General features: G+C 71.8%; 22 protein-coding genes. 11 read left to right on the top strand and 11 right to left on the bottom strand.

Annotated elements, in window-relative coordinates; genetic code table 11:
- The first annotated feature begins 206 nt into the window (after window positions 1-206).
- From ACLQ26_RS11300 to ACLQ26_RS11285, 4 genes are read left to right on the top strand one after another with little or no spacing between them, the layout of a single operon-like run.
- Window positions 207-1,919, top strand: a complete 1,713-nt coding sequence (locus ACLQ26_RS11300; protein ID WP_425744358.1) for a nitrite/sulfite reductase — start codon at window positions 207-209, stop codon at window positions 1,917-1,919.
- Entirely contained in the window at window positions 1,916-2,077 is a 162-nt protein-coding gene (locus tag ACLQ26_RS11295) for a hypothetical protein (protein ID WP_167517323.1), read from the top strand. Before ACLQ26_RS11300 ends, ACLQ26_RS11295 begins: the two co-directional genes overlap by 4 nt.
- Window positions 2,074-2,835, top strand: a complete 762-nt coding sequence (locus ACLQ26_RS11290; RefSeq protein ID WP_425744357.1) for a phosphoadenylyl-sulfate reductase — start codon at window positions 2,074-2,076, stop codon at window positions 2,833-2,835. The genes ACLQ26_RS11295 and ACLQ26_RS11290 overlap by 4 nt, the downstream gene beginning before the upstream one ends.
- The gene (locus ACLQ26_RS11285) at window positions 2,832-3,620 is read left to right on the top strand and encodes a sirohydrochlorin chelatase (RefSeq protein WP_425744408.1); all 789 of its coding nucleotides are present in this window, start codon (window positions 2,832-2,834) and stop codon (window positions 3,618-3,620) included. The genes ACLQ26_RS11290 and ACLQ26_RS11285 overlap by 4 nt, the downstream gene beginning before the upstream one ends.
- A 67-nt stretch (window positions 3,621-3,687) precedes the next feature.
- Here the strand turns inward: ACLQ26_RS11285 and ACLQ26_RS11280 are convergent, their stop codons facing one another.
- Together ACLQ26_RS11280 and ACLQ26_RS11275 are read right to left on the bottom strand one after the other, a co-directional pair.
- Window positions 3,688-3,945, bottom strand: a complete 258-nt coding sequence (locus ACLQ26_RS11280; RefSeq protein ID WP_088950012.1) for a WhiB family transcriptional regulator — start codon at window positions 3,943-3,945, stop codon at window positions 3,688-3,690.
- Between the two features lie 447 nt (window positions 3,946-4,392).
- Window positions 4,393-5,343, bottom strand: a complete 951-nt coding sequence (locus ACLQ26_RS11275) for a diacylglycerol/lipid kinase family protein (protein ID WP_425744356.1) — start codon at window positions 5,341-5,343, stop codon at window positions 4,393-4,395.
- 43 nt (window positions 5,344-5,386) lie between these two features.
- Here ACLQ26_RS11275 and ACLQ26_RS11270 point away from each other — a divergent pair, with 43 nt between their 5' ends.
- Window positions 5,387-5,776 carry a hypothetical protein gene (locus ACLQ26_RS11270; RefSeq protein ID WP_425744355.1) on the top strand — a complete coding sequence of 130 codons (390 nt, stop codon included), beginning with the start codon at window positions 5,387-5,389 and terminating at the stop codon, window positions 5,774-5,776.
- A 126-nt stretch (window positions 5,777-5,902) separates the two neighbouring features.
- Here ACLQ26_RS11270 and ACLQ26_RS11265 read toward each other — a convergent pair whose 3' ends face one another.
- Genes ACLQ26_RS11265 through sodN form a run of 3 tightly spaced genes read right to left on the bottom strand, consistent with a single transcriptional unit; the run spans window position 5,903 to window position 7,319 of the window.
- Window positions 5,903-6,310: an ATP-binding protein gene (locus ACLQ26_RS11265; protein ID WP_425744354.1), complete on the bottom strand. Its 408-nt coding sequence runs from the start codon at window positions 6,308-6,310 to the stop codon at window positions 5,903-5,905.
- 32 nt (window positions 6,311-6,342) lie between these two features.
- Window positions 6,343-6,918: a GNAT family N-acetyltransferase gene (locus ACLQ26_RS11260; protein WP_425744353.1), complete on the bottom strand. Its 576-nt coding sequence runs from the start codon at window positions 6,916-6,918 to the stop codon at window positions 6,343-6,345.
- On the bottom strand, window positions 6,915-7,319 hold the full coding sequence (sodN, locus tag ACLQ26_RS11255) for a superoxide dismutase, Ni (protein ID WP_266245848.1): 405 nt from the start codon (window positions 7,317-7,319) through the stop codon (window positions 6,915-6,917). The genes ACLQ26_RS11260 and sodN overlap by 4 nt, the downstream gene beginning before the upstream one ends.
- A gap of 69 nt (window positions 7,320-7,388) precedes the next feature.
- Between sodN and ACLQ26_RS11250 the strand changes: the two genes are divergently transcribed.
- The 3 genes from ACLQ26_RS11250 to ACLQ26_RS11240 all read left to right on the top strand — a co-directional run bounded on the left by ACLQ26_RS11250 (window position 7,389) and on the right by ACLQ26_RS11240 (window position 10,147).
- Window positions 7,389-7,754 (top strand): S24/S26 family peptidase, encoded by a 366-nt coding sequence (locus ACLQ26_RS11250; RefSeq protein ID WP_363680020.1) that lies wholly within the window; start codon window positions 7,389-7,391, stop codon window positions 7,752-7,754.
- A 145-nt stretch (window positions 7,755-7,899) separates the two neighbouring features.
- Complete coding sequence (locus ACLQ26_RS11245; protein ID WP_358142231.1) at window positions 7,900-9,078, top strand: NAD(P)-dependent malic enzyme; 1,179 nt, start codon at window positions 7,900-7,902, stop codon at window positions 9,076-9,078.
- Between the two features lie 106 nt (window positions 9,079-9,184).
- Entirely contained in the window at window positions 9,185-10,147 is a 963-nt protein-coding gene (locus ACLQ26_RS11240; protein WP_425744352.1) for a zinc-binding dehydrogenase, read from the top strand.
- Window positions 10,148-10,253: 106 nt separating this feature from the next.
- On the opposite strand, the gene ACLQ26_RS11235 is transcribed toward ACLQ26_RS11240, so the two are convergent.
- A complete protein-coding gene (locus tag ACLQ26_RS11235; RefSeq protein ID WP_425744351.1) occupies window positions 10,254-11,219 on the bottom strand; it encodes an alpha/beta hydrolase family protein in 966 nt (321 codons plus the stop codon).
- A 176-nt stretch (window positions 11,220-11,395) separates the two neighbouring features.
- The gene (locus ACLQ26_RS11230; protein ID WP_425744350.1) at window positions 11,396-12,445 is read right to left on the bottom strand and encodes an aldo/keto reductase; all 1,050 of its coding nucleotides are present in this window, start codon (window positions 12,443-12,445) and stop codon (window positions 11,396-11,398) included.
- A 90-nt stretch (window positions 12,446-12,535) separates the two neighbouring features.
- Here ACLQ26_RS11230 and ACLQ26_RS11225 point away from each other — a divergent pair, with 90 nt between their 5' ends.
- On the top strand, window positions 12,536-12,997 hold the full coding sequence (locus ACLQ26_RS11225) for a MerR family transcriptional regulator (protein WP_425744349.1): 462 nt from the start codon (window positions 12,536-12,538) through the stop codon (window positions 12,995-12,997).
- On the opposite strand, the gene ACLQ26_RS11220 is transcribed toward ACLQ26_RS11225, so the two are convergent.
- Both ACLQ26_RS11220 and ACLQ26_RS11215 read right to left on the bottom strand, forming a co-directional pair.
- The gene (locus ACLQ26_RS11220) at window positions 12,879-13,424 is read right to left on the bottom strand and encodes a nucleotidyltransferase domain-containing protein (protein ID WP_425744348.1); all 546 of its coding nucleotides are present in this window, start codon (window positions 13,422-13,424) and stop codon (window positions 12,879-12,881) included. The genes ACLQ26_RS11225 and ACLQ26_RS11220 overlap by 119 nt on opposite strands.
- Before the next feature lie 51 nt (window positions 13,425-13,475).
- Window positions 13,476-14,372 (bottom strand): alpha/beta hydrolase family protein, encoded by an 897-nt coding sequence (locus ACLQ26_RS11215; RefSeq protein ID WP_425744347.1) that lies wholly within the window; start codon window positions 14,370-14,372, stop codon window positions 13,476-13,478.
- 154 nt (window positions 14,373-14,526) lie between these two features.
- On the opposite strand from ACLQ26_RS11215, the gene ACLQ26_RS11210 reads away from it, so the two are divergent.
- Complete coding sequence (locus ACLQ26_RS11210; RefSeq protein WP_425744346.1) at window positions 14,527-14,697, top strand: hypothetical protein; 171 nt, start codon at window positions 14,527-14,529, stop codon at window positions 14,695-14,697.
- A gap of 60 nt (window positions 14,698-14,757) precedes the next feature.
- Here ACLQ26_RS11210 and ACLQ26_RS11205 read toward each other — a convergent pair whose 3' ends face one another.
- Window positions 14,758-15,873: an acetate/propionate family kinase gene (locus tag ACLQ26_RS11205; protein WP_425744345.1), complete on the bottom strand. Its 1,116-nt coding sequence runs from the start codon at window positions 15,871-15,873 to the stop codon at window positions 14,758-14,760.
- On the bottom strand, window positions 15,870-17,939 hold the full coding sequence (gene pta, locus ACLQ26_RS11200; protein ID WP_425744344.1) for a phosphate acetyltransferase: 2,070 nt from the start codon (window positions 17,937-17,939) through the stop codon (window positions 15,870-15,872). The genes ACLQ26_RS11205 and pta overlap by 4 nt, the downstream gene beginning before the upstream one ends.
- Before the next feature lie 689 nt (window positions 17,940-18,628).
- Here pta and ACLQ26_RS11195 point away from each other — a divergent pair.
- Window positions 18,629-19,144: a hypothetical protein gene (locus ACLQ26_RS11195; protein ID WP_425744343.1), complete on the top strand. Its 516-nt coding sequence runs from the start codon at window positions 18,629-18,631 to the stop codon at window positions 19,142-19,144.
- Window positions 19,145-19,348 lie beyond the last annotated feature (204 nt).

Genomic DNA, 19,348 nt, shown 5'->3' with positions numbered 1-19,348 from the left:
TCGTCCGCCGCTTCGTGGCTCGTCGCCACGTCGATTACGGCCGCGTGCGCAGCGCGATCTGTCCGGCCTACTGACGACGCCCGACCAATCCGTCTCGGGCGCGCTCCGCGCCGGCTGTCTGAAGACACCGTTGTCCCGCCCGCTTCGCGGGCCGGCCGCCGCGCCCCGCGTAGCCCGAGGCACAGCAGACAACGGAGGACGCCGCGATGGCGGTCAGCAGCATCCCGGCCCGTTCCGAGGACCCGACGGCCCGCCCGGCCCGGGCGCCACGCCGGCCCCGGGGTGAGGGTCAGTGGGCGCTCGGCCACCGCGAGCCCCTCAACCCCAACGAGCGGATCAAGAAGGACGACGACCCGCTCAACGTTCGGGCCCGCATCGAGAACATCTACGCGCACAGTGGCTTCGCCTCCATCGACCCGCAGGATCTGCGCGGCCGTTTCCGCTGGTGGGGCCTCTACACCCAGCGCAAGGCGGGCATCGACGGCGGGCGCACCGCCGTGCTGGAGCCGCACGAGCTGGAGGACGAGTTCTTCATGCTCCGGGTCCGCATCGACGGCGGCCAGCTCAGCCTGGCCCAGCTGCGGGTGATCGCGGACATCTCCCGGGAGTTCGCCCGGGACACCGCCGACATCACCGACCGGCAGAACATCCAGTACCACTGGATCCGCGTCGAGGACATGCCGGAGATCTGGCGTCGGCTGGAGTCCGTCGGCCTGCAGACCACCGAGGCGTGCGGCGACTGCCCGCGAATCGTGCTGGGCAGCCCGGTCGCCGGGGTGGCCCGCGACGAGCTGCTCGACCCGACCCCGGCGATCGACGAGATCGTCGCCCGGTACGTCGGTGACAAGCAGTTCTCCAACCTGCCCCGCAAGTTCAAGACCTCCATCTCCTGGCTTGTCGACACCCCGTACGAGTCGAACGACATCGCTCTGCTCGGCGTCGACCACCCCGAGCACGGCCCCGGCTTCGACCTCTGGGTCGGTGGCGGGCTCTCCACCAACCCGATGCTCGCCCAGCGGCTCGGCGTGTGGGTGCCGCTTGCCGAGATCCCCGACGTGTGGGCCGGCGTGGTCGGGATCTTCCGCGACTACGGCTACCGGCGGCTGCGCAACCGGGCGCGGCTGAAGTTCCTGGTGGCCGACTGGGGCGTGGAGCGCTTCCGGGAGGTCCTGGAGAAGGAATACCTGGGTCGTACGCTGCTCGACGGCCCCGCCCCGGAGCTGCCGGCGAAGCCGATCGACCACGTGGGCGTGCACGAGCAGGCCGACGGGCGGCACTACGTGGGGGCCGCCCCGGTGGTCGGGCGGGTGTCCGGCGGGCAGCTCGCCCAACTGGCCGACGTGGTCGAGGCGCACGGCAGTGACCGGGTGCGGCTGACTCCGTACCAGAAGCTGCTGGTGCTCGACGTGCCGTCGGAGCGGACGGAGTCGCTTGTCGACGCGCTGCGCGGCATCGGTTTGGAGGCCCGGCCGTCGGCCTGGCGGCGCGGCACGATGGCGTGCACCGGCATCGAGTACTGCAAGCTCGCCATCGTCGAGACGAAGGCCCGCGGCGAGGAGCTGGTGGCCCGGCTGGAGCAGCGGCTGCGCGACTTCGACGCGGACATCTCGATTCACATCAACGGCTGCCCGAACGCCTGCGCCCGCACCCAGGTCGCCGACATCGGCCTCAAGGGTCAGCTGGTGGTCGGCCCGGACGGCCGGCAGGTGGAGGGCTTCCAGGTGCACCTGGGCGGCGGCCTGGGCATGGCCCAGGGCCAGACCGCCGGGTTCGGCCGCAAGCTGCGCGGTCTGAAGACCACCGCCGAGGAGCTTCCGGAGTACGTGGAACGGTTGGCCCGCCGCTACCTGGCCGGGCGGAGCGCGGGCGAGACGTTCGCCAACTGGGTGATCAGAGTCGACGAGGAGGAACTGCGGTGAGCAGCGAGAACCGAGCGGCACCCCTGTACTGCCCGTACTGCGGCGAGGAGGACCTGCGGCCGCACGAGGCGGGCCACGGCGCCTGGGAGTGCCACGCCTGCGCGCGGGTCTTCTCGGTGAAGTTCACCGGGTTGCTCTCCCGGGCGGTGACGCGATGAGCCTCGTCTCCGCCGCGAGCCTGCGCCTGGTCGGTCCGGGCGCGCAGACGTCGACCGGCCCGGCCGGACGCAGCCCGGACGAGCTGCGGGCGCTTGCCGAGCAGGCTGCTCGGGACCTGGAGGGTGCACCCGCCCTGGAGATCGCCCGCTGGGCGGCGCAGACCTTCGGTGACCGCTTCTGCGTGACGAGCTCGATGGCCGACGCCGTCCTGGCCCACCTGGTGTCCCGGGTGGCCCCGGGTGTGGACGTGGTCTTCCTCGACACCGGCCTGCACTTCCCGGAGACGCTGCGGGTCCGCGACGAGGTGGCCCGGACGCTGCCGGTGAACGTCCGGTCCATCCGGCCCCGGCTCACCGTCGGCCAGCAGGACGGCCAGTACGGCCCGCGACTGTTCAACAAGTCACCGGACGACTGCTGCCAGCTGCGCAAGGTGGAGCCGCTGGAGCGGGCGCTGTCCGGGTACGACGCCTGGGCCGCCGGTCTGCGCCGGGACGAGTCGCCGACCCGTGCCAACACGCCAGTGGTGACGTTCGACGCGCGGCGCGGCAAGGTGAAGGTCAACCCAATCGCTGCCTGGTCGCAGAAGGACGTGGACGCCTACATCGCCCGCTTCAACGTCCCGGTCAACGAGCTGTTCAAGCAGGGCTACGGCTCGATCGGCTGCTGGCCGTGCACCCGTCGGACGACTGCCGGCGAGGACCCGCGGGCCGGCCGGTGGGCCATGTTCGAGAAGACCGAGTGCGGACTGCACGTCTGACCCCGTCATCGACGACCCCGACCGGCCCTGACGCGGCCGGCGGGGCGGCCCCGGTGGTGCTTGTCGCCCACGGCAGCCGGGATCCACGAGCGGCCGAGGCCACCCGTGCGCTGGCCCGGGCGGTGGCGGCCGTCCGGCCCGGCCTGTCGGTGTGGGCGAGCTGGCTGGACCACACCGAGCCGGGCCCGACCGGCGTGCTGCGGATGCTGGCCGAGGCCGGTCATGCGCGTGCGGTGGTCGTGCCCCTGCTGCTGACCGCCGCGTACCACCACCGGGTGGACATTCCGGCGGCCGTCGCCGCCGCGACGGAGACCGGCCCCCCACTGGCGGTACGCGTGACCGACGTGCTCGGTCCGGCGGACGGAACGGTGGCGCCGGCGTTGCTTGCGGGGCTGCGCCGTCGGCTCGGCGAGGTCGACCCGGGGCGCTTCGACGCGCTGGTGCTTGCCGCTGCGGGCACCCGGGACGCCCGGGCGCGCGGTTCGGTGGGCCGGGTGGCGGACGCGCTCGGCGCGGAGTTCGGGGTGCCCTGCCGGGTGTCGTACGCCTCGGCGGCCCCACCGGCGACAGGTGTGGCGGTGACCCGGCTGCGGGCGGCCGGCGCACGCCGGGTGGCGGTTTCCGCGTACTTCCTCGCGCCGGGCCTGTTCCACGACGCGGTGGCCGACTCGGCTCGGGCGGCCGGTGCGGTGGCGGTGTCGGCCCCGTTGACTGATGCGCCCGAGCTGGCCGAGCTGGTGCTGCGCCGGGTCGACGACCGGGGAGCGCTGGCACCGACGGCCTGACGGCTCGGGACAGCAGTACGCCCCGGCAGGCGGACCTGCCGGGGCGTGCAGCTGTGTCGTTGGGGGATCAGGCGGAGTGAGCGCGCAGCACCCGGAGGCCGCCGCGCCGCTTCACAGCGCGCCGCTCCTCCTCGCTCATCCCGCCCCAGACGCCGGCGTCCTGACCGGACTCGAGCGCCCACTGCAGGCACTGGTCGGTCACGGAGCAGCGCCTGCAGACGGCCTTTGCCTGTTCGACCTGCAGGAGAGCCGGTCCGGACGTCCCGATCGGGAAGAACAGCTCCGGGTCCTCGTCGCGGCAGACACTATGGTGACGCCAGTCCATGGCGGCAACACTCCTCATTCTGGATGGGTGACGAACAATTGCTTGTCGTGCTTTTCCTATATGCATCAGCAGTGCCGATGGTGACAGTTCGCGTCCGTCCATTCGGCAGTGCGTGAGCAGGCGTTCAGCGCCGGGGACCTGCTGGAACAGCTCAACCTGACGAGCATATCCAGGCTATGTCCCGGTAACTCAAGTCCGCTTGTGAATACTTTCACGAACAGTCGTGATGTCAAGGGTGACGCTCGGAAAAACTCCGGGCGGTGAGCAAGCCCACAACCCATTTGTCCGGGTTCCAGTGCGTTCCTGGTTACCCGCCGTGCCACAGCCGAGGATCAATATAGTACAGTCCGCGTGACATTGCTGACATTTCCGGCACCTGCCCCTCGGTGTGGCGGCACCCGTCGTTGCGGTTGCGGTGCCGCGTCGACCAAGGGCAGTACCCGAGACCTAGCAGATTACTCTGAGTGCGGCCGGAATGGATGCGAATCTGACTTTCTCCCGCTCGCCGAGATAGTCCCCGTCCAGCTGGAACGCCTGCGGACGGCTGGAGAGCAGGGTGAACTCCGCCGTGTCATGGAGTCGTAACACCTGACGTCCACGAGGATCCGGCTTGCGGGATGCGAACTGCGTCACTGTACGTGTTGTGCTAGCCACCCGGAGCTGACGCAACGCCAACACGTCGAGCCCGAGGTCGAACGACGCCGACGGGTTCGGGTTGATCTCGCGGTCGCCCAGGTACGTCCACGGGGCGGTGTTCTGGATGATGACCGTGGCCAGCTCCTCCTCCGCCGGCTCGCCCGGACGCTCCAGGCTGATCGCCGGGTGCCGCCGGTCCGAGGCGAAGAAGTACTGGCCCATGATCGAGCGCAGGTAGAGCCCGGGAGTGGAGACCCGACCCTTTCGCCGGGCCTGCTCCACCCGGTGGATCACCGCGGCGTCCAGCCCGAAGCCGGCGCAGAAGGTGAAGTAGCGGTCGTCCGCACGGCCCAGCCCCACCGTGCGCTGCCGGCCCAGGCGCAGCCCTTCGAGGATCATGCTGGTCGCGTCCGGCCATTCCCGGGGCAGACCCAACGCGCGGGCGAACACGTTCGTGGAACCGCCCGGCACGGTGGCCAGCGCGGGCAGGCGTTCCGCCATCGAGGCGCCCGCGGCGCCGGCCGGCGGTTCGGCCGTCATCAGGCCGTTCACCACCTCGTTCACGGTCCCGTCACCACCCAGGGTGACGACGAGGTCGACCCCCTCGGCGGCGGCCTCCCGGGCCAGCGCCATGGCGTGCCCCCGGCGACGGGTGTAGCGCACACTGAGGTCGACTTCGCTGCGCAGCGCCCGGACAAGCACGTCCCGGCTGCGTTCGCTGGTGGTGGTGGCCTTCGGATTGACCACCAGGACGGCCCGCATGGGCGGCACTGTACCTCTCGGTAGCCCGGGTATCGTGGCGCGCGTGACCATCGACTCGGCCCCGATTCCCGTCACCCTCCGCTGGGCGGTGCGGCTGCTGTGGGCGGAGGCGGTCGCCGTCGGGCTGATCGCGGTCTGGCTGGTCTGGGCCGACCTCACCGCCACCACCACCGACCTCGCGTCGGCGTTGCTGGTGACCGCGTTCGCCGTCGGGGCGGCCGTCGCGCTCTGGGCGCTGGGCCGCGCGCTGCTGCGCCGAAAGGCTGGCGCACGGGCCCCCGCGATCGTCCTTCAGCTCATGCTGCTGCCGATCGGCTGGTTCATGATCCAGGGCGGTCTGGGCTGGCTGGGCGTACCGCTCATGGCACTCGGCCTGGGCGTCGGCTGGCTGCTCGTCAGCCCGCCCACGACGAAGGCCCTCGGCTTCGAGTGACCCGGGCGGCGGGCGCGGCGAAACACGGACCCGCTGTGAGCGCCCCCGCCCCGCGAACACGGCCGGGGGTCAGACGCCTCCGCCCGCCCGGCCCTGTCGTCCGGCGAGGGCGGCGTCGTGCGTCGGTCAGTAGCCGCCGGAGCGGCGGGTGAGCAACGAGATCGTCGCCCGGCCCTCGATGGCCGTGGCGGACGCCGACGTGGTCAGTGCGGTGAGCACCTTCCAGGCGAAGGACGACTCGGCGGGCAGCGTCGCCCCGCGCACGGTCGGAACTGTCACCTCGACTGTCAGCGCGTCGTTGGTGACCGAGAACCGGCACTCCAACTCGGCGTCGCGGGTGGCGATGGCGAGCAGCATGGCGCACGCCTCGTCGACAGCGATCCGCAGATCCTCGATCTCGTCGAGCGCGAACTGCAACCGGGCCGCGAGACCGGCGGTGGCGGTGCGGAGCACGCCGAGGTAACCGCCGTCGGCGGGCACCGTGAGGTGCACCACGTCGTCGTCGGTCGCTGGCTGGCCGGTCAGTTGAGTCACGCCTCATCCCCCCGGTCGGGGACTCTACCCGGTCAGTCGTTCGGGCGCGTCTCGGCGGCCTCCGTCTGAGCGGCCAGGCCGTGCAACGCGTCACCGCTGAGCCGGTAGGGGACCCACTCGTTCATCTGCTCGGCGCCGATGGAGGCGTAGAAACCGGCTGCGGGATTCCAGTCGATCATCCACCACTCCAGCCGTTGGTAGCCGCGCCGCACGCAGATGTCGGCGAGCGTGGCGAGCAGCAGCCGGCCCGCGCCGGTGCCCCGGGCGGCCGGGGAGACGTAGAGGTCCTCCAGGTAGATGCCGTGCACGCCGGCCCAGGTGGAGAAGTTGAGAAACCACAGCGCGAAGCCGACCGGCTTGTCGCGCCCGTCGACCGCGACGTGACCGAAGAGCGCCGGGGCAGCACTACGACCACTCCAGTTCGGCGCGTCTGACGCCGCGCCTCGACCTGGAACAGTCGCGAACAGCGCCGTGGTGAGTTGGTCGGTGGTGAGGTGGCACTGGTCGGGGGCGCGTTCGTACGCCGCCAACTCGTGCACCATGGCGACGACGGCCGGCACGTCCTCGGGACGTACCGGCCGGATCGTCGGTGTGACCGGGTTGGTCACGCCTTCTTGGTCTCCCAGAAGATCTTCGCGATCTCGTCGATCTTCGCGAGGAGCTTGTCGGCGGTGGCCGGGTCGAGGCTGCCCTTGACGCCAGTGGCGCCGGCGAGCTTGGTGGCCTCGTTGAACAGGGTGTGCAGGTTCGGGTACTTCTCGAAGTGCGGCGCCTTGAAGTAGTCGGTCCAGAGCACCCACAGGTGGTGCTTGACCAGCTCGGCGCGCTGCTCCTTGATGATGACCGCCCGGGTACGGAATTCCGGGTCGGTGTTGGCCTGGTACTTCTCGCAGATCATTTTGACCGACTCGGCCTCGATCCGGGCCTGGGCCGGGTCGTAGACGCCGCACGGCAGGTCGCAGTGAGCGCTCGCGGTGACGCGGGGCGCAAGGATGCGCGGAAGTCGCATCGGGATCCTCCATGGGAAGTTTGCGATGATCAAAGGCGACATTACTCCTGGGAATGCTCCCCGAACCGGATGGAGGTGAAACCAGTGCGCGCCGATCATCCGGAGGAGGCACCCCGGCTGCGGGGTCCGCTGACGGCCGTCCTCGTGACCGGTCCCTCCATGGCACCGACGCTGCGCCACGGCGACGCGGTGCTGGTCCGCCCGGGCGGACGCCCGATCCGGCCCGGTGACGTGGTGGTCGCCGTCTTCCGGACGCGTCCCGAGCTGCTGGTGGTGAAGCGGGCGGTACGGCCGCAGGACGGCGGCTGGTGGCTGCGCGGCGACAACGGTCTGGTCACCGACGACTCCCGGGCGTACGGAGTGGCCGACGTGCGCGCAAGGGTGGTGTTCCGCTACTGGCCCCGCCTCGGACGGGTGCCCCGTCGGCCGTTATGACCCTGCTCACATCCGAGGGGCAGTGCCGACACTATGCTCGGAAAGTGCCCGGGTGACCCCCCGCACCGCGCGCCACCGCTCGCCGCCCACCTCGCGGCCGGCCCGGCCGCCTCACATCTGCTCGACAGATCCTGGAGTCACCGCCATGTCTTCGTCCACCGTGGACCCCGCTGATCCCGTCTTCCAACTGCACCGGGGCGGCAAGATGGCCGTCGCCTCGACGGTCCCGCTCACCAGCCGCGAGGACCTCTCCCTCGCGTACACCCCTGGTGTCGCCCGGGTGTGTGAGGCGATCGCCGCCGACCCCGCCCTGGCCGACGACTACACCTGGGCGTCGCACGCCGTCGCCGTCGTCACCGACGGATCGGCGGTGCTCGGGCTCGGCAACATCGGCCCGCGCGCGGCGCTGCCGGTGATGGAGGGCAAGGCGGTGCTGTTCAAGCAGTTCGCGGGGGTGGACGCGGTGCCGGTCTGCCTGGACACCCAGGACGTGGACGAGATCGTGGCTGTGGTGCGGGCGCTGGCCCCGTCGTTCGGCGGGATCAACCTGGAGGACATCAGCGCGCCGCGCTGCTTCGAGGTGGAGCGGCGACTCGACGAGGCGCTGGACATCCCGGTCTTCCACGACGACCAACACGGCACCGCCATCGTGGTGCTCGCCGCGCTGCGCAACGCCGCCACCCTGCTCGACCGCAAGCTCGGTGACCTGCGGGTGGCGGTGAGCGGCGCGGGCGCGGCCGGCGTGGCCGTGACGAAGATGCTCATCGCCGGTGGGGTCAACCCCGACCAGGTGGTCGTGTGCGACTCCAAGGGGATCATCGGCCGGCACCGCGGCGAGCTGACCGGCACCAAGGCCGAGCTGGCGGCGAGCACCAACGCCGACGGCCGCCAGGGCGACATCACCGAGGCGCTGCGCGGCGCGGACGTGCTGATCGGGGTCTCCGGCGGGCAGATCCCCGAGGCGGCGGTGGCTCAGATGGCCCCGGGCGGGATCGTGTTCGCGCTGGCCAACCCGACCCCGGAGGTGCACCCAGAGGTGGCCGCCCGGCACGTCGCGGTGGTCGCCACCGGACGCAGCGACTATCCCAACCAGATCAACAACGTGCTGGCCTTCCCCGGGGTGTTCCGGGGCGCGTTGGACGCGCGGGCCACCCGGATCACCGAGGGGATGAAGGTCGCCGCCGCCGACGCCATCGCGGGCGTGGTGGCGGAGTCGCTGACCGCCGACGCGATCGTCCCGTCACCGCTCGACCCGCGCGTCGCCCCGGCCGTCGCCGAGGCCGTCGCCGAAGCGGCCCGCCGCGACGGAGTCGCCCGCCGCTGAGACGCGTGGGCCGGGGGCGCTCCGGCGCAGCACGCGCCGCCGGCCCACGCGCCGGGGCCCTCGCACCAGGAAGGGGCCCTTCTTAACGGGCGCTCAGCTTGTTACCGTGCCGATCATGCGTGCCGCCTTCGCCTCCCGTTTCGACGACGCCGATCCGCTCGCCGCCCTCACCGTCGGTGAGCGGCCCGAGCCGACCCACCCGGAGGACGACTGGGTGACGGTGCAGGTGCGGGCCACCTCGCTCAACCACCACGACCTCTGGTCGCTGCGCGGGGTGGGCCTCACCGAGGCCCAGTTGCCGATGGTCCTCGGCTGCGACGCGGTGGGCGTGGACGCCGACGGCAACGAGATGGTCGTCTACCCGGTCGTCGTGACGCCCGGTGACCCGCGCGGGGTCTCCATCCTGTCCGAGCACTTCGCCGGGACGCTCGCCGAGCGGGTCGCCGTACCCCGGTCGAATCTGATCCCGCTGCCCGACGGCATGGCGGCGACCGACGCGGCGTGCCTGCCCACGGCCTGGCTGACCGCGTGGCGGATGCTTACCACCAAGGGCCGCGTCGCGGACGCCGACAGCGTGCTGGTGCAGGGCGCGGGCGGCGGCGTCGCCACCGCGGCCGTCGCGCTCGCCCTGGCGATGGGCAAGCGGGTGTACGCGACCAGCCGGGACGCCGCCAAGCGGGAACGGATCACCGCCCTCGGGGCGAACGCCCTGGAGTCGGGTGCCCGGCTGCCGGAGCGGGTCGACGTGGTGATCGAGACGGTGGGCGCGGCGACGTTCGACCACTCGTTGAAGTCGGCCGCGCCGATGGCCCGGATCGTGGTCTCCGGCGCCACCGCCGGCCACCAGCCGTCGGTAAACCTCCGCCGGGTCTTCGCCATGCAGCTGGAGATCCTGGGCACCTCGATGGGCACGCCGGGGGAGCTGTACGAGCTGCTGGCGTTCTGCGCCGAGAACGAGGTCCGTCCGGTGATCGACAGCGTGGTTCCGTTCAGCCGGGTCGAGGACGCCTTCGCCCGCCTGCACTCCGGCGACGCCTTCGGCAAGATCGTCATCGACCACACCGCCTGACGCCTTCACGATCCGCGAAGATCCGCGCAACTTCGGGGAAACTGCTGTCTGCTGGCGCGCTGAGGCAGCAACATCCCTGACGTTGCGCGGATCTTGGGGAGGCGGGTCAGAGGTGGTTGTCGAAGGTGGCGATGTCGCCGCGCGTCGCGTCGGTGGGGATCCGCTTCTTGGCCCCCGCGTCGCCGTACAGCGACCACCGCAGGAACTCGATTGACGTGTCCGACACCACCCGCAGCGCGGCCTTGTCCTTGAGCATCGTCCGCCCGTGGTCGCCCTTCGGCAGGCTGAGCATCGCCTTCGGCCAGGGCACCTTGTCGTACGCGGCCTTGCCCGCCGCGTACTCGACCACCTCGTCCAGCTCACCGTGCACGAACAGTTGCGGGGCGGCCGCCCCGGCGAACGCGGTACCCACGCCGAGCGCCGTGCCCGCGAACACCACACCCGCGTCCAGCCGTTCGTCCCGGTTGGTGGTGAACAGCCCGATGGTGGTCACCCCGCCGGCCGAGTGCCCGGCCGCGGCCACCCGGTCGGCGTCCAACCGGCCGCGCAGCCCGTCACCGGCCTTGCCGTCGAGCGCCAACACCTGGGTCAGCGCGTACGACACGTCGGCCGGCTGGTTGAGCACGTCGAGGACGTTGCCGTCGCCGCCCCGGGAGGTGTGCGGGAACGTCGGCGCGGCCACCACGAAGCCCGCCGCCGCCCAGCGGGTCAGCAGGGTCGCGTAGTCCTCCGGCCGCCCGGTGAGGCCGTGGCTGAACATGACCACCGGAAACCGGCCCGTCGCGGCCGTCGCGGACCGCTTGGCCGCGTCGCCGGTCGTCCCGGCCGCCGGATACCACAGCGTCACCGGCAGCGCACGGCCGTCCCGGTTCAGCTTGAGCTGGCGTACGCCGACGCCGAAGGCGCTCTTCGGTGCGGTCCCGGCGGGCACCTTCGGCGTCGGCGTGGCGGCGGGCGGTGGCTCGGCCGGTGCCTGCCAGTTCTCGGTCTTGCGGGCGTCGGCGGAGCAGCCGACCAGCCCGGCCATGAGCAGGGCGCTGGCCAGCAGCGTGGGGGCGACGCGACGCGACATGAGGTCAATTGTGCCCCGCCGCGCCGGCCGGCTCGGCGCTGTTCGACGCACGGTGCCCACCCCGTGACGGGATCCCGGAGGCCGCGGTGTGCGGGCTCGTCCAGGCCACGCCGGCGACCGGCTGACTCAGGCCGCGGCATGGCCGGTTCGTGCAGGTCACGCCGCGACCGGCTGACTCAGGCTGCGGCGCGTTCGGGGAGCGGGCGTCGCCGCCGGGCGGTGTCGGTCAGGGAAGGTGTCGGGAAGGCGGCGTTGGGGTCGTACCGGTTGGTTCCGGGCGGCACGATCTCGTCGATGCGGTCGAGGGCCGCGTCGTCCAGGGTGAGCGTGGCGCCCTTGAGCAGGTCTTCCAGGTGCGCCATGGTCCGCGGTCCGATGATCGCCGAGGTGACCGCCGGATGGGCCACGGTGAAGGCGATGGCGAGCTGCGGGAGCGTGCAGTCGATGCTTGCCGCGAGATCGACGAGCTGCTCGACGGCGTCGAGCTTGGCGGCGTTCTCGGCGATCGTGGGATCGAACTGCGCCGGCCGGAGCGCGGCACGCCCGGTCGACAGGTCGACGGGCCGGTCTCTGCGGTACCTCCCGCTGAGGAACCCGAAGGCGAGCGGGCTCCAGACCAGCACCCCCATGCCGTAGCGCTGACAGACCGGCAGGATCGACGCCTCGACCCCGCGGGCCAGGATCGAGTACGGCGGCTGTTCGGTGCGCAGGCGTGCGAGGCCCCGACGCTCGGAGACCTGGTGCGCCTCGACGATCTCCTCGGCGGGGAACGTCGAACAGCCGAAGGCGCGGATCTTCCCCTCGCGGACGAGGTCGGTCAGCACCGAGAGCGTCTCCTCGATGTCGGTCGACGAGTCGGGGCGGTGGACCTGGTAGAGGTCGATCCAGTCGGTGCCCAGGCGCCGCAGGCTCCCCTCGACCGCCTTGAGGATCCAGCGCCGGGAGTTGCCGCCCTGGTTGGGCCCCTCGCTCATCGGAAAGTGCACCTTGGTGGCGAGGACGACGTCGTCCCGGCGCCCCCGCAGCGCCTTGCCCACGATCTGCTCGGACTCGCCCCGGCCGTACATGTCGGCGGTGTCGACGACGTTGATGCCCTGGTCCAGGGCCGCGTGGACGATGCGGGCGCAGTCGTCGTGGTCCGGGTTTCCGACGGCACCGAACATCATGGTCCCGAGGCAGTGGGTGCTCACCTCGATGCCGGTGCCGCCGAGTGTGCGATAGCGCATGCCGATGCTCCCTTGGTGATCTCGTAACGATCACGGAGGACCCTAGGAGCTTGAGTCGGCTCTAGGTCAAGCCTCGTTACCCTGCTCGGCATGGCCGAGGACACCGTGAGTCTGAGCATCGGGCAGGTCGCCGAACGCACCGGCCTGAGCGTGCACGCCCTGCGCTTCTACGAGCAGGAGGGCGTCTTCGTCGAACCCGTACGCCGTGGGCCCGGCGGGCGTCGCGTCTACAGCCAGGACGACGTGGACTGGCTGACCGTCTGCATCATCCTCCGCGCTTCGGGCATGCCGTTGCCCGCGCTCCGCCGGTACGCCGACCTCGTCCGGGAGGGCGCCGGCAACGAGGAGGAACGGCTCGCCCTCCTGCGCGAGCACCGGGAGCGTGTCACCGGTCAGATCGGCAGGCTCACCCAGTGCCTGGACCTGATCGGCTTCAAGGTCGGGGTGTACGAGGATCTGCTCGACGAGGCCCAGCGCGCAGTCGAGCAAGATCGTCCGCGTCCTTCGGGCGGCGGGCCCGCTCCGGCATCCACACCGGGAACATCTGCTTGAACTCGATCTGGGCCGGCACCGAGATCGTCGGCACGGTCAACGCGCCGATGCGACCGGCTGGCGCGTCCAGCATCCCGGCCGGCAGCGGCGTACCGGCCCAGGGCCCGGCGCCCACTGTCGGTCGACGAGCGTCGTCCCGACCCAGGTACGCGACGCTCACCTCCACGTCGACGGCGAACAGGTCGAGCTGCAACTCCACCGGCATCCGGGGATCGGGGCGCCAACCCCGGGCCAAAAGCAGGGCGGCCAGCCGGTCCGCGTCCTCGCGCCAGCAGTACCAGTCGACGTCGACGTGCGGCCGGGACACCTCGCCGAGCGCGAAGTCCATCGCCCAGCCGCCCCGCAACCACACCGGGACGCCCGCCGATCCGGCCACCTCGACGACTTCGGCGATGCTCGCCAACTGGCGGCGCGCGAGGTCGTCCACCGGGGCACCCTAGCGGCATTTCCGGGTGCGCGGGGGAGGGCGGCACACGCCCTAGGTGGGCGGGCGGGACTCGTATCGGGTGCCGGGCGCGCGGGCGTCGGTGGGCAGGCGGGCGCCGGCAGTCCGGTCGCCGTAGAGGGTCCAGCGCAGGAAGTCGGTGGTGGTGGCGAGGACTGCGGCGAATCCGGGGTTGCCGGGGGTGAGGTACTCGCCGTGGCCCTGGCCGAGCACGCTGAGGAACGCGGCCGGCCCCGGCGTACGCGCGTAGGCGGCCCGGCCGACAGTCACCGGCACCACCGGGTCGGCAGTGCCGTGCACGAAGAGCACCGGTGCGATCGGTCCGGCGAAGCTGCCGGGCAGCCCGCCGCCGGCGATCACGATGCCCCCGCGCAGCCGGGCCGGGTGGCCCTCGGTGAACATGCCGGCGGTGGTGAAGCCGCCCGCCGAGTGACCGGCGGCGGCGATCGACGTGAGATCCAGGTGGCCCGCGAGTGGATCACCCGGGGTGTTGTCGAGGCGGCCCAGGTGCCGGACCAGCCGCCAAGCGTCGGCGGGTTGGTTGCGCACGTCGGCCCTGGTGAAGTGCGGAGCACCCGCGCGGGTGTGCGGGTAGGCGGGCGCGGCCACCACGAAACCGGCAGCCGCCCAGCGGGTGGTCAACTCGGCGTGCAGCTCGGGTCGGCTGTACAGCCCGTGGCTGTAGATCACCACCGGGAACCGGCCGGCGGCCACCCCGGCGGTCCCGGTCGGATACCAGATGGTGACCGGCAGGGGGCGCGCCGAGCGCGGATCGAGAGTGAGCGTACGCACGCCGACGACGTACGACCCCTCGGGCGCTCGGCGCGCGATCTGCGGTCCGGTGGACCCGCCCGCCACGGCGCTGGCCGGTGCGCAACCGGCGAGCAGCGCTGTCACCAGTACGGCGACCAGCCGTCCCGCCCCCACCATTTCACCGTAGGTGCCCGGGTACGTCCAGCAACCCCGCCGTCCGGCCCGGCTCTGTCCACCACCCGGTCGGGTCACCTCCGCCGGCCGGCTCGACCCCGTCCGAGGGCGGAGGCGGGGGCGGTGCGCCGCGACGGGCTTCGCTAGGGTCACCGACATGGCTGAGAACTACACCGACCCCAGCGGCAACACCGAGGCGTTCCGCGCCTTCACCCAGACGCCGGAGGCCGCCGGTCCGGCCGACGCGCCGTCCCGCCTGCCGCTCATCGTCGGTGCGGCGGTGGTCGTCGTCGTGCTGGTGGCACTCGTCGCCTGGTTGGCGATCTGAGCGGGGCGTATGTGCACGAGTCGGGGCTGAGCCGGGCGCACGCCCGCGGCTCGGGCGGGGTCAGGCCGCCCCCACCACGTCCCGGGTCTGCCGGGCGATCTCCCGTTCCTCGTCGGTGCGGATGACGCAGACGCTCACCTCGGCGCCGTCCGGCGAGATCAGCCGGTCGCCGTCGCCGTTGTTGCGCGCCTCGTCGACGGTGATGCCGAGGCGGGTCAACCCGGCCAACGCGGCGGCCCGGACGGGCGCGGCGTGCTCACCCACACCGGCGGTGAACGCGATCGCGTCCACGTGGCCGAGCAGCGCGTAGTACGCGCCCACGTACCCGGTGATCCGCCGGCAGTACACGTCGAAGGCCAGCGCGGCGGCCGGGTCACCGGCCGCCCGGCGCTGGAGCACCTCGCGCATGTCGTTGGCGCCGGTCAACCCGAGCAGACCGCTGCGGTGGTTGAGCAGGTCGTCGATGTCGTCGACAGACATGCCACCCTCGCGGCGCAGGTGGAAGATCGCCGTCGGGTCGAGGTCGCCGCTGCGGGTGCCCATCACCAGCCCTTCGAGGGGGGACATTCCCATCGAGGTGGCGACGCTGCGGCCGTTCGCGACCGCGCAGGCGCTGGCACCGTTGCCCAGGTGCAGGGTGATGGTGTTGAGCTGGTCGTAAGGGCGGCCCAGCAGCTCGGCGGTACGCCGGGAGACGTACGCGTGCGAGGTGCCGTGGAAGCCGTACCGGCGGATGTCGTAGCGCTGCGCGGTGTCCCGGTCGATCGCGTAGGTCGCGGCGGCCTCCGGCAGGGTGTGGTGGAACGCCGTGTCGAAGACGGCGACCTGGGCGACGTCCGGCAGTGCGGCCCGCGCCACCTCGATACCGGCCAGGTTGGCCGGGTTGTGCAGCGGGGCGAGCGGGACCAGGTCCTTGATCGCGGCCAGCACCGCGTCGTCGATGAGCGCCGGTGCGCTGAACGTCCGACCGCCGTGCACCACCCGGTGCCCGACCGCCGCCAGACCGGTCAGGTCCAGCCCGGCCAGGATCTGCCGGACGGCGCTGGCGTGGTCCGCGGGGCCGCCGCCCGGCTCACCGACCCGCTCGACGGTGCCCTGGTCGAGGATCCGGTCCCCGTCGTAGTGTCGCCACTTCACCGACGACGATCCGCAGTTGAGCACCAGCACCCGACTCATGACGCCTCCTCGGCGGCCGCCTGGATGGCGGTGATCGCCACCGTGTTGACGATGTCCGGCACTGTCGCGCCGCGGGACAGGTCGTTCACCGGCCGGCGGAGGCCCTGCATGACCGGGCCGACGGCGACCGCCCCGGCCGAGCGCTGCACCGCCTTGTACGTGTTGTTGCCCGTGTTCAGGTCCGGGAAGATGAAGACCGTGGCCTGGCCGGCGACCGGGCTGTCGGGCAGCTTCGTCGCCGCCACCGCGGGATCGATCGCCGCGTCGTACTGGATCGGTCCCTCGACAAGCAGGTCGGGCCGACGCTCCCGGACCAGCGCGGTGGCCGCGGCGACCTTCTCCACGTCGGCGCCCGCGCCGGAGCTGCCGGTGGAGTACGACAGCATTGCCACCCGCGGTTCGATGCCGAAGCGGGCGGCGGTGTCGGCCGACGAGATGGCGATGTCGGCGAGCTGCGGGGCGTCCGGGTCGCGGTTGACAGCGCAGTCGCCGTAGACGAGCACCCGGTCGGCCAGCAGCATGAAGAAGACGCTGGAGGCCACCGAGACCTCCGGCACGGTACGGATGATCTCGAACGCGGGTCGGATGGTGGCGGCGGTGGTGTGCGTGGCGCCGGAGACCATGCCGTCGGCGTACCCGGCGGCCACCATGAGCGTCCCGAAGTAGTTCGGCTGCGCCACGATGTCGTGCGCCAACTCGGCGGTGACGCCCCGGTGGGCGCGCAGCCGCGCGTACTCGGCGGTGAACTCGTCGCGCCACCGGCTGGTGGCCGGGTCGACGATCCGCGCGTCGCCGAGGTCGATGCCCAGCTCGCGGGTGCGGCGGGCGATGTCGTCCGGGCGGCCGAGCAGCGTCAGGTCCGCCACGCCCCGGCGCAGCAGGATCTCCGCCGCCCGCAGGATGCGCTCCTCGGCGCCCTCCGGCAGCACGAGGTGCCGGGGCTTCGAACGGGCCCTGTCGATCAGCTCGTTCTCGAACATCAGCGGGGTGACCCGTGTCGACCGGCTGACCCGCAGCCGCCGGGCCAGGTCGTCGGTGTCCACGCAGCGCTCGAACGCGCCGAGCGCGGCCTCCACCTTGCGCGGATTGGCGATGCTGGGCCGCCCCTCGATCCGGCTGGACGCGGCCACCGTGTCGTAGCTGTCGCTGCCCACGGAGAGCACCGCCAGACCGGTGTTCAGGCCCTCCACCAGCCGCATCACCCGCGGGTCGGGCTGCTCGCCCAGGGTGAGCACGAGCCCGGCCACGGACACCTGCCCGGCCACGTGCGCCGCGCTGGCGGCGACGAGCAGGTCGGCCCGGTCCCCGGGGGTGATCACCAGGGCGCCCTCGGTGAGGTGGTCCAGCAGGGTCGGCACGTGCGCCGCGCCGACCACGAAGTCCAGCACGTCCCGCCCGAGCGCGGCGTCGTCCCCGGCCAGCAGGGTCGCGCCGAGCGCCGCCGCCACCTCGGCCACCGTCGGCGCCGACACGCTCGGCACCTCCGGGATGGCGTACGCCGGCACGGGCAGCTCCGGCAACGTCATCGGCTCGGACACCCGGTTGGCGATCACCGCGAGCACCGTCGCGCCCAGGTCGGCCACATCGTGGTACGCCCCCCGCATGGCCGCCGCGACGGCCGCCGCCTCCTGCTCGTAGCCGTCCACCACCGGCACCACCACACTGCCGAACTCGGTGGCCAGCCGGGCGTTGAAGGCCAGCTCGCTGGGGTGTGCCGGGTCGCCCGGCTCGTCGAAGTCACTTCCCACCACGACCACCGCCGGGCACTGCCGCTCCACCGCCCGGTAGCGCTCCACCACGGCGGAGATCAGTTCTTCGCGGCGGCCCTCGGCCACCAGCGCGGCTGCCTCGGCGTACGTGGCCCCGGCCAGCTCTGACAGCGGCAGCTCGACCCGGTACCGCTCGCTGAGCAGGGCGAGGATCGAATCCGGTACGGCGTCGGCGACCAGCGGCCGGAACACGCCGATCCGCCCCACCTGTCGCGACAGCAGCTCGGCCAGCCCGAGGGCGATTGTCGACTTGCCCCCGCCCGATCCCACGCTCGTCAGATACACACTTCGGGCCACACGCCAACCCTAGAAGACCGCGATCCCCAAAAGCTGGGCCCTACGCACCTCCCCTCCTTGGTGATCAAGAGGTTTGCGTCACGATCGAGGGCTGTTGGCGACGGAAACCTCGTGATCAGCGCGCGCGGGGAAGGCGGGGTCAGGTGGGAGGGCGCGGACACTACGACCCCCGCGACTGCCCATCGCGCCGCCAGCGGGGCGTGCGGCATGGGCAGGCTGCGCGGCCCGTGACTGTAGATGTTCATCGGGAAGCGGCCGGCCGGGCCGGGACCGTCCGGGTCCACGACGATCTGGCGTACGCCGACCGGTTGCGGCTGGTCGGGTGTGGGTCGCGGACACTGGCCGGGACGGGGTCGTTGGTGGCACTGGCCGGAGCGCAGCCGATCAGCGGCGACGCCAGCGGCACGGCAACCGGCAGCCTCCCCTCATCCCCGCACGGTAGGCAGCCGATGGTGCGGCGTCGTCGCCGTGGTCGCGTGGTTGGCAGTCGGCTGAGCACAGGTAGACCCCCGGCGAGAAGTCGCTGCAGCCCCGGGCCGACGGCCAGTGTCCTCATGGGCGTTTCTCGCGGCCTCTACCTTGGACGGCTCGCGGACCGGTCTTGTGGACATGCGTGACCACCGATAAGGTCCTGACCGTCGCTCTCTGTCCCATCCGGGTCGGGGCGGATTTTTTACGGGGGAGAAATCATGAAGGGTGCCAACGCGTTCGTTGGTGTCGTGGCCCTGGCTGCTGCCGGTGGTGTGGTTGCGTTGACCGCTTCGAGTGGCTTTGCCGCGGAGCAGGCCGATGCGCCGCCGTCCATCGTGGAGGACTACACGCATCCGGGGGCTGACGCCATTCTGGCCGAGCACGGGTTGAAGGTTTTCAAGGGTGACGGGCACATCGTGTTCGACTCGGCCCGTCCGTACACCGGGACGCAGTGTCCGGTCGGCCTGATCCAGGTGGAGAAGCACCTGGATGTCGAGCCCTACGGGATGTATTACTGCTTCCGGCTGATCGGCTCGAAGGGTTATCTGACGCTTGAGGTGCCGGGCACGTTCGGTGTGCGCGGCGGTAGCGAAGAGATCCAGGTGAAGGCGAAGCTGCCGGACGACACCGTCCTTCCGACGGTGACGGTGCCGCCGAACCAGCCGGTGGCCATCAGGCCGGGCGACGAGGGCGAGACGCCGCAGGCGATCCTGGTCGAGCTGCGCAACCAGTAGGCCGCCGGGAGGGCCTCGACCTCTCCGGTCCGTCTTCCTTCACTTCGCTCGGGTCCTGGCCTGGGGTCCAGCGCTGTATCTGCCGCCGGGTCTGTCGACCACATGTCCCTCTGTGTTGGGCCGACTTGGCTTCTTGTCTGTCCTTTTCATGGGGGTTTGTGATGGTCGCATCGTCGCCTGTGACGGTGTCATCGCGTGGTCGTC

It is taken from the genome of Micromonospora sp. DT43, assembly GCF_049841645.1.
In the GTDB taxonomy this organism is placed as follows: Bacteria; Actinomycetota; Actinomycetes; order Mycobacteriales; family Micromonosporaceae; genus Micromonospora.
Note: the sequence above shows the minus strand (reverse complement) of the source record. Positions and strands in the feature narration are given on the sequence as shown.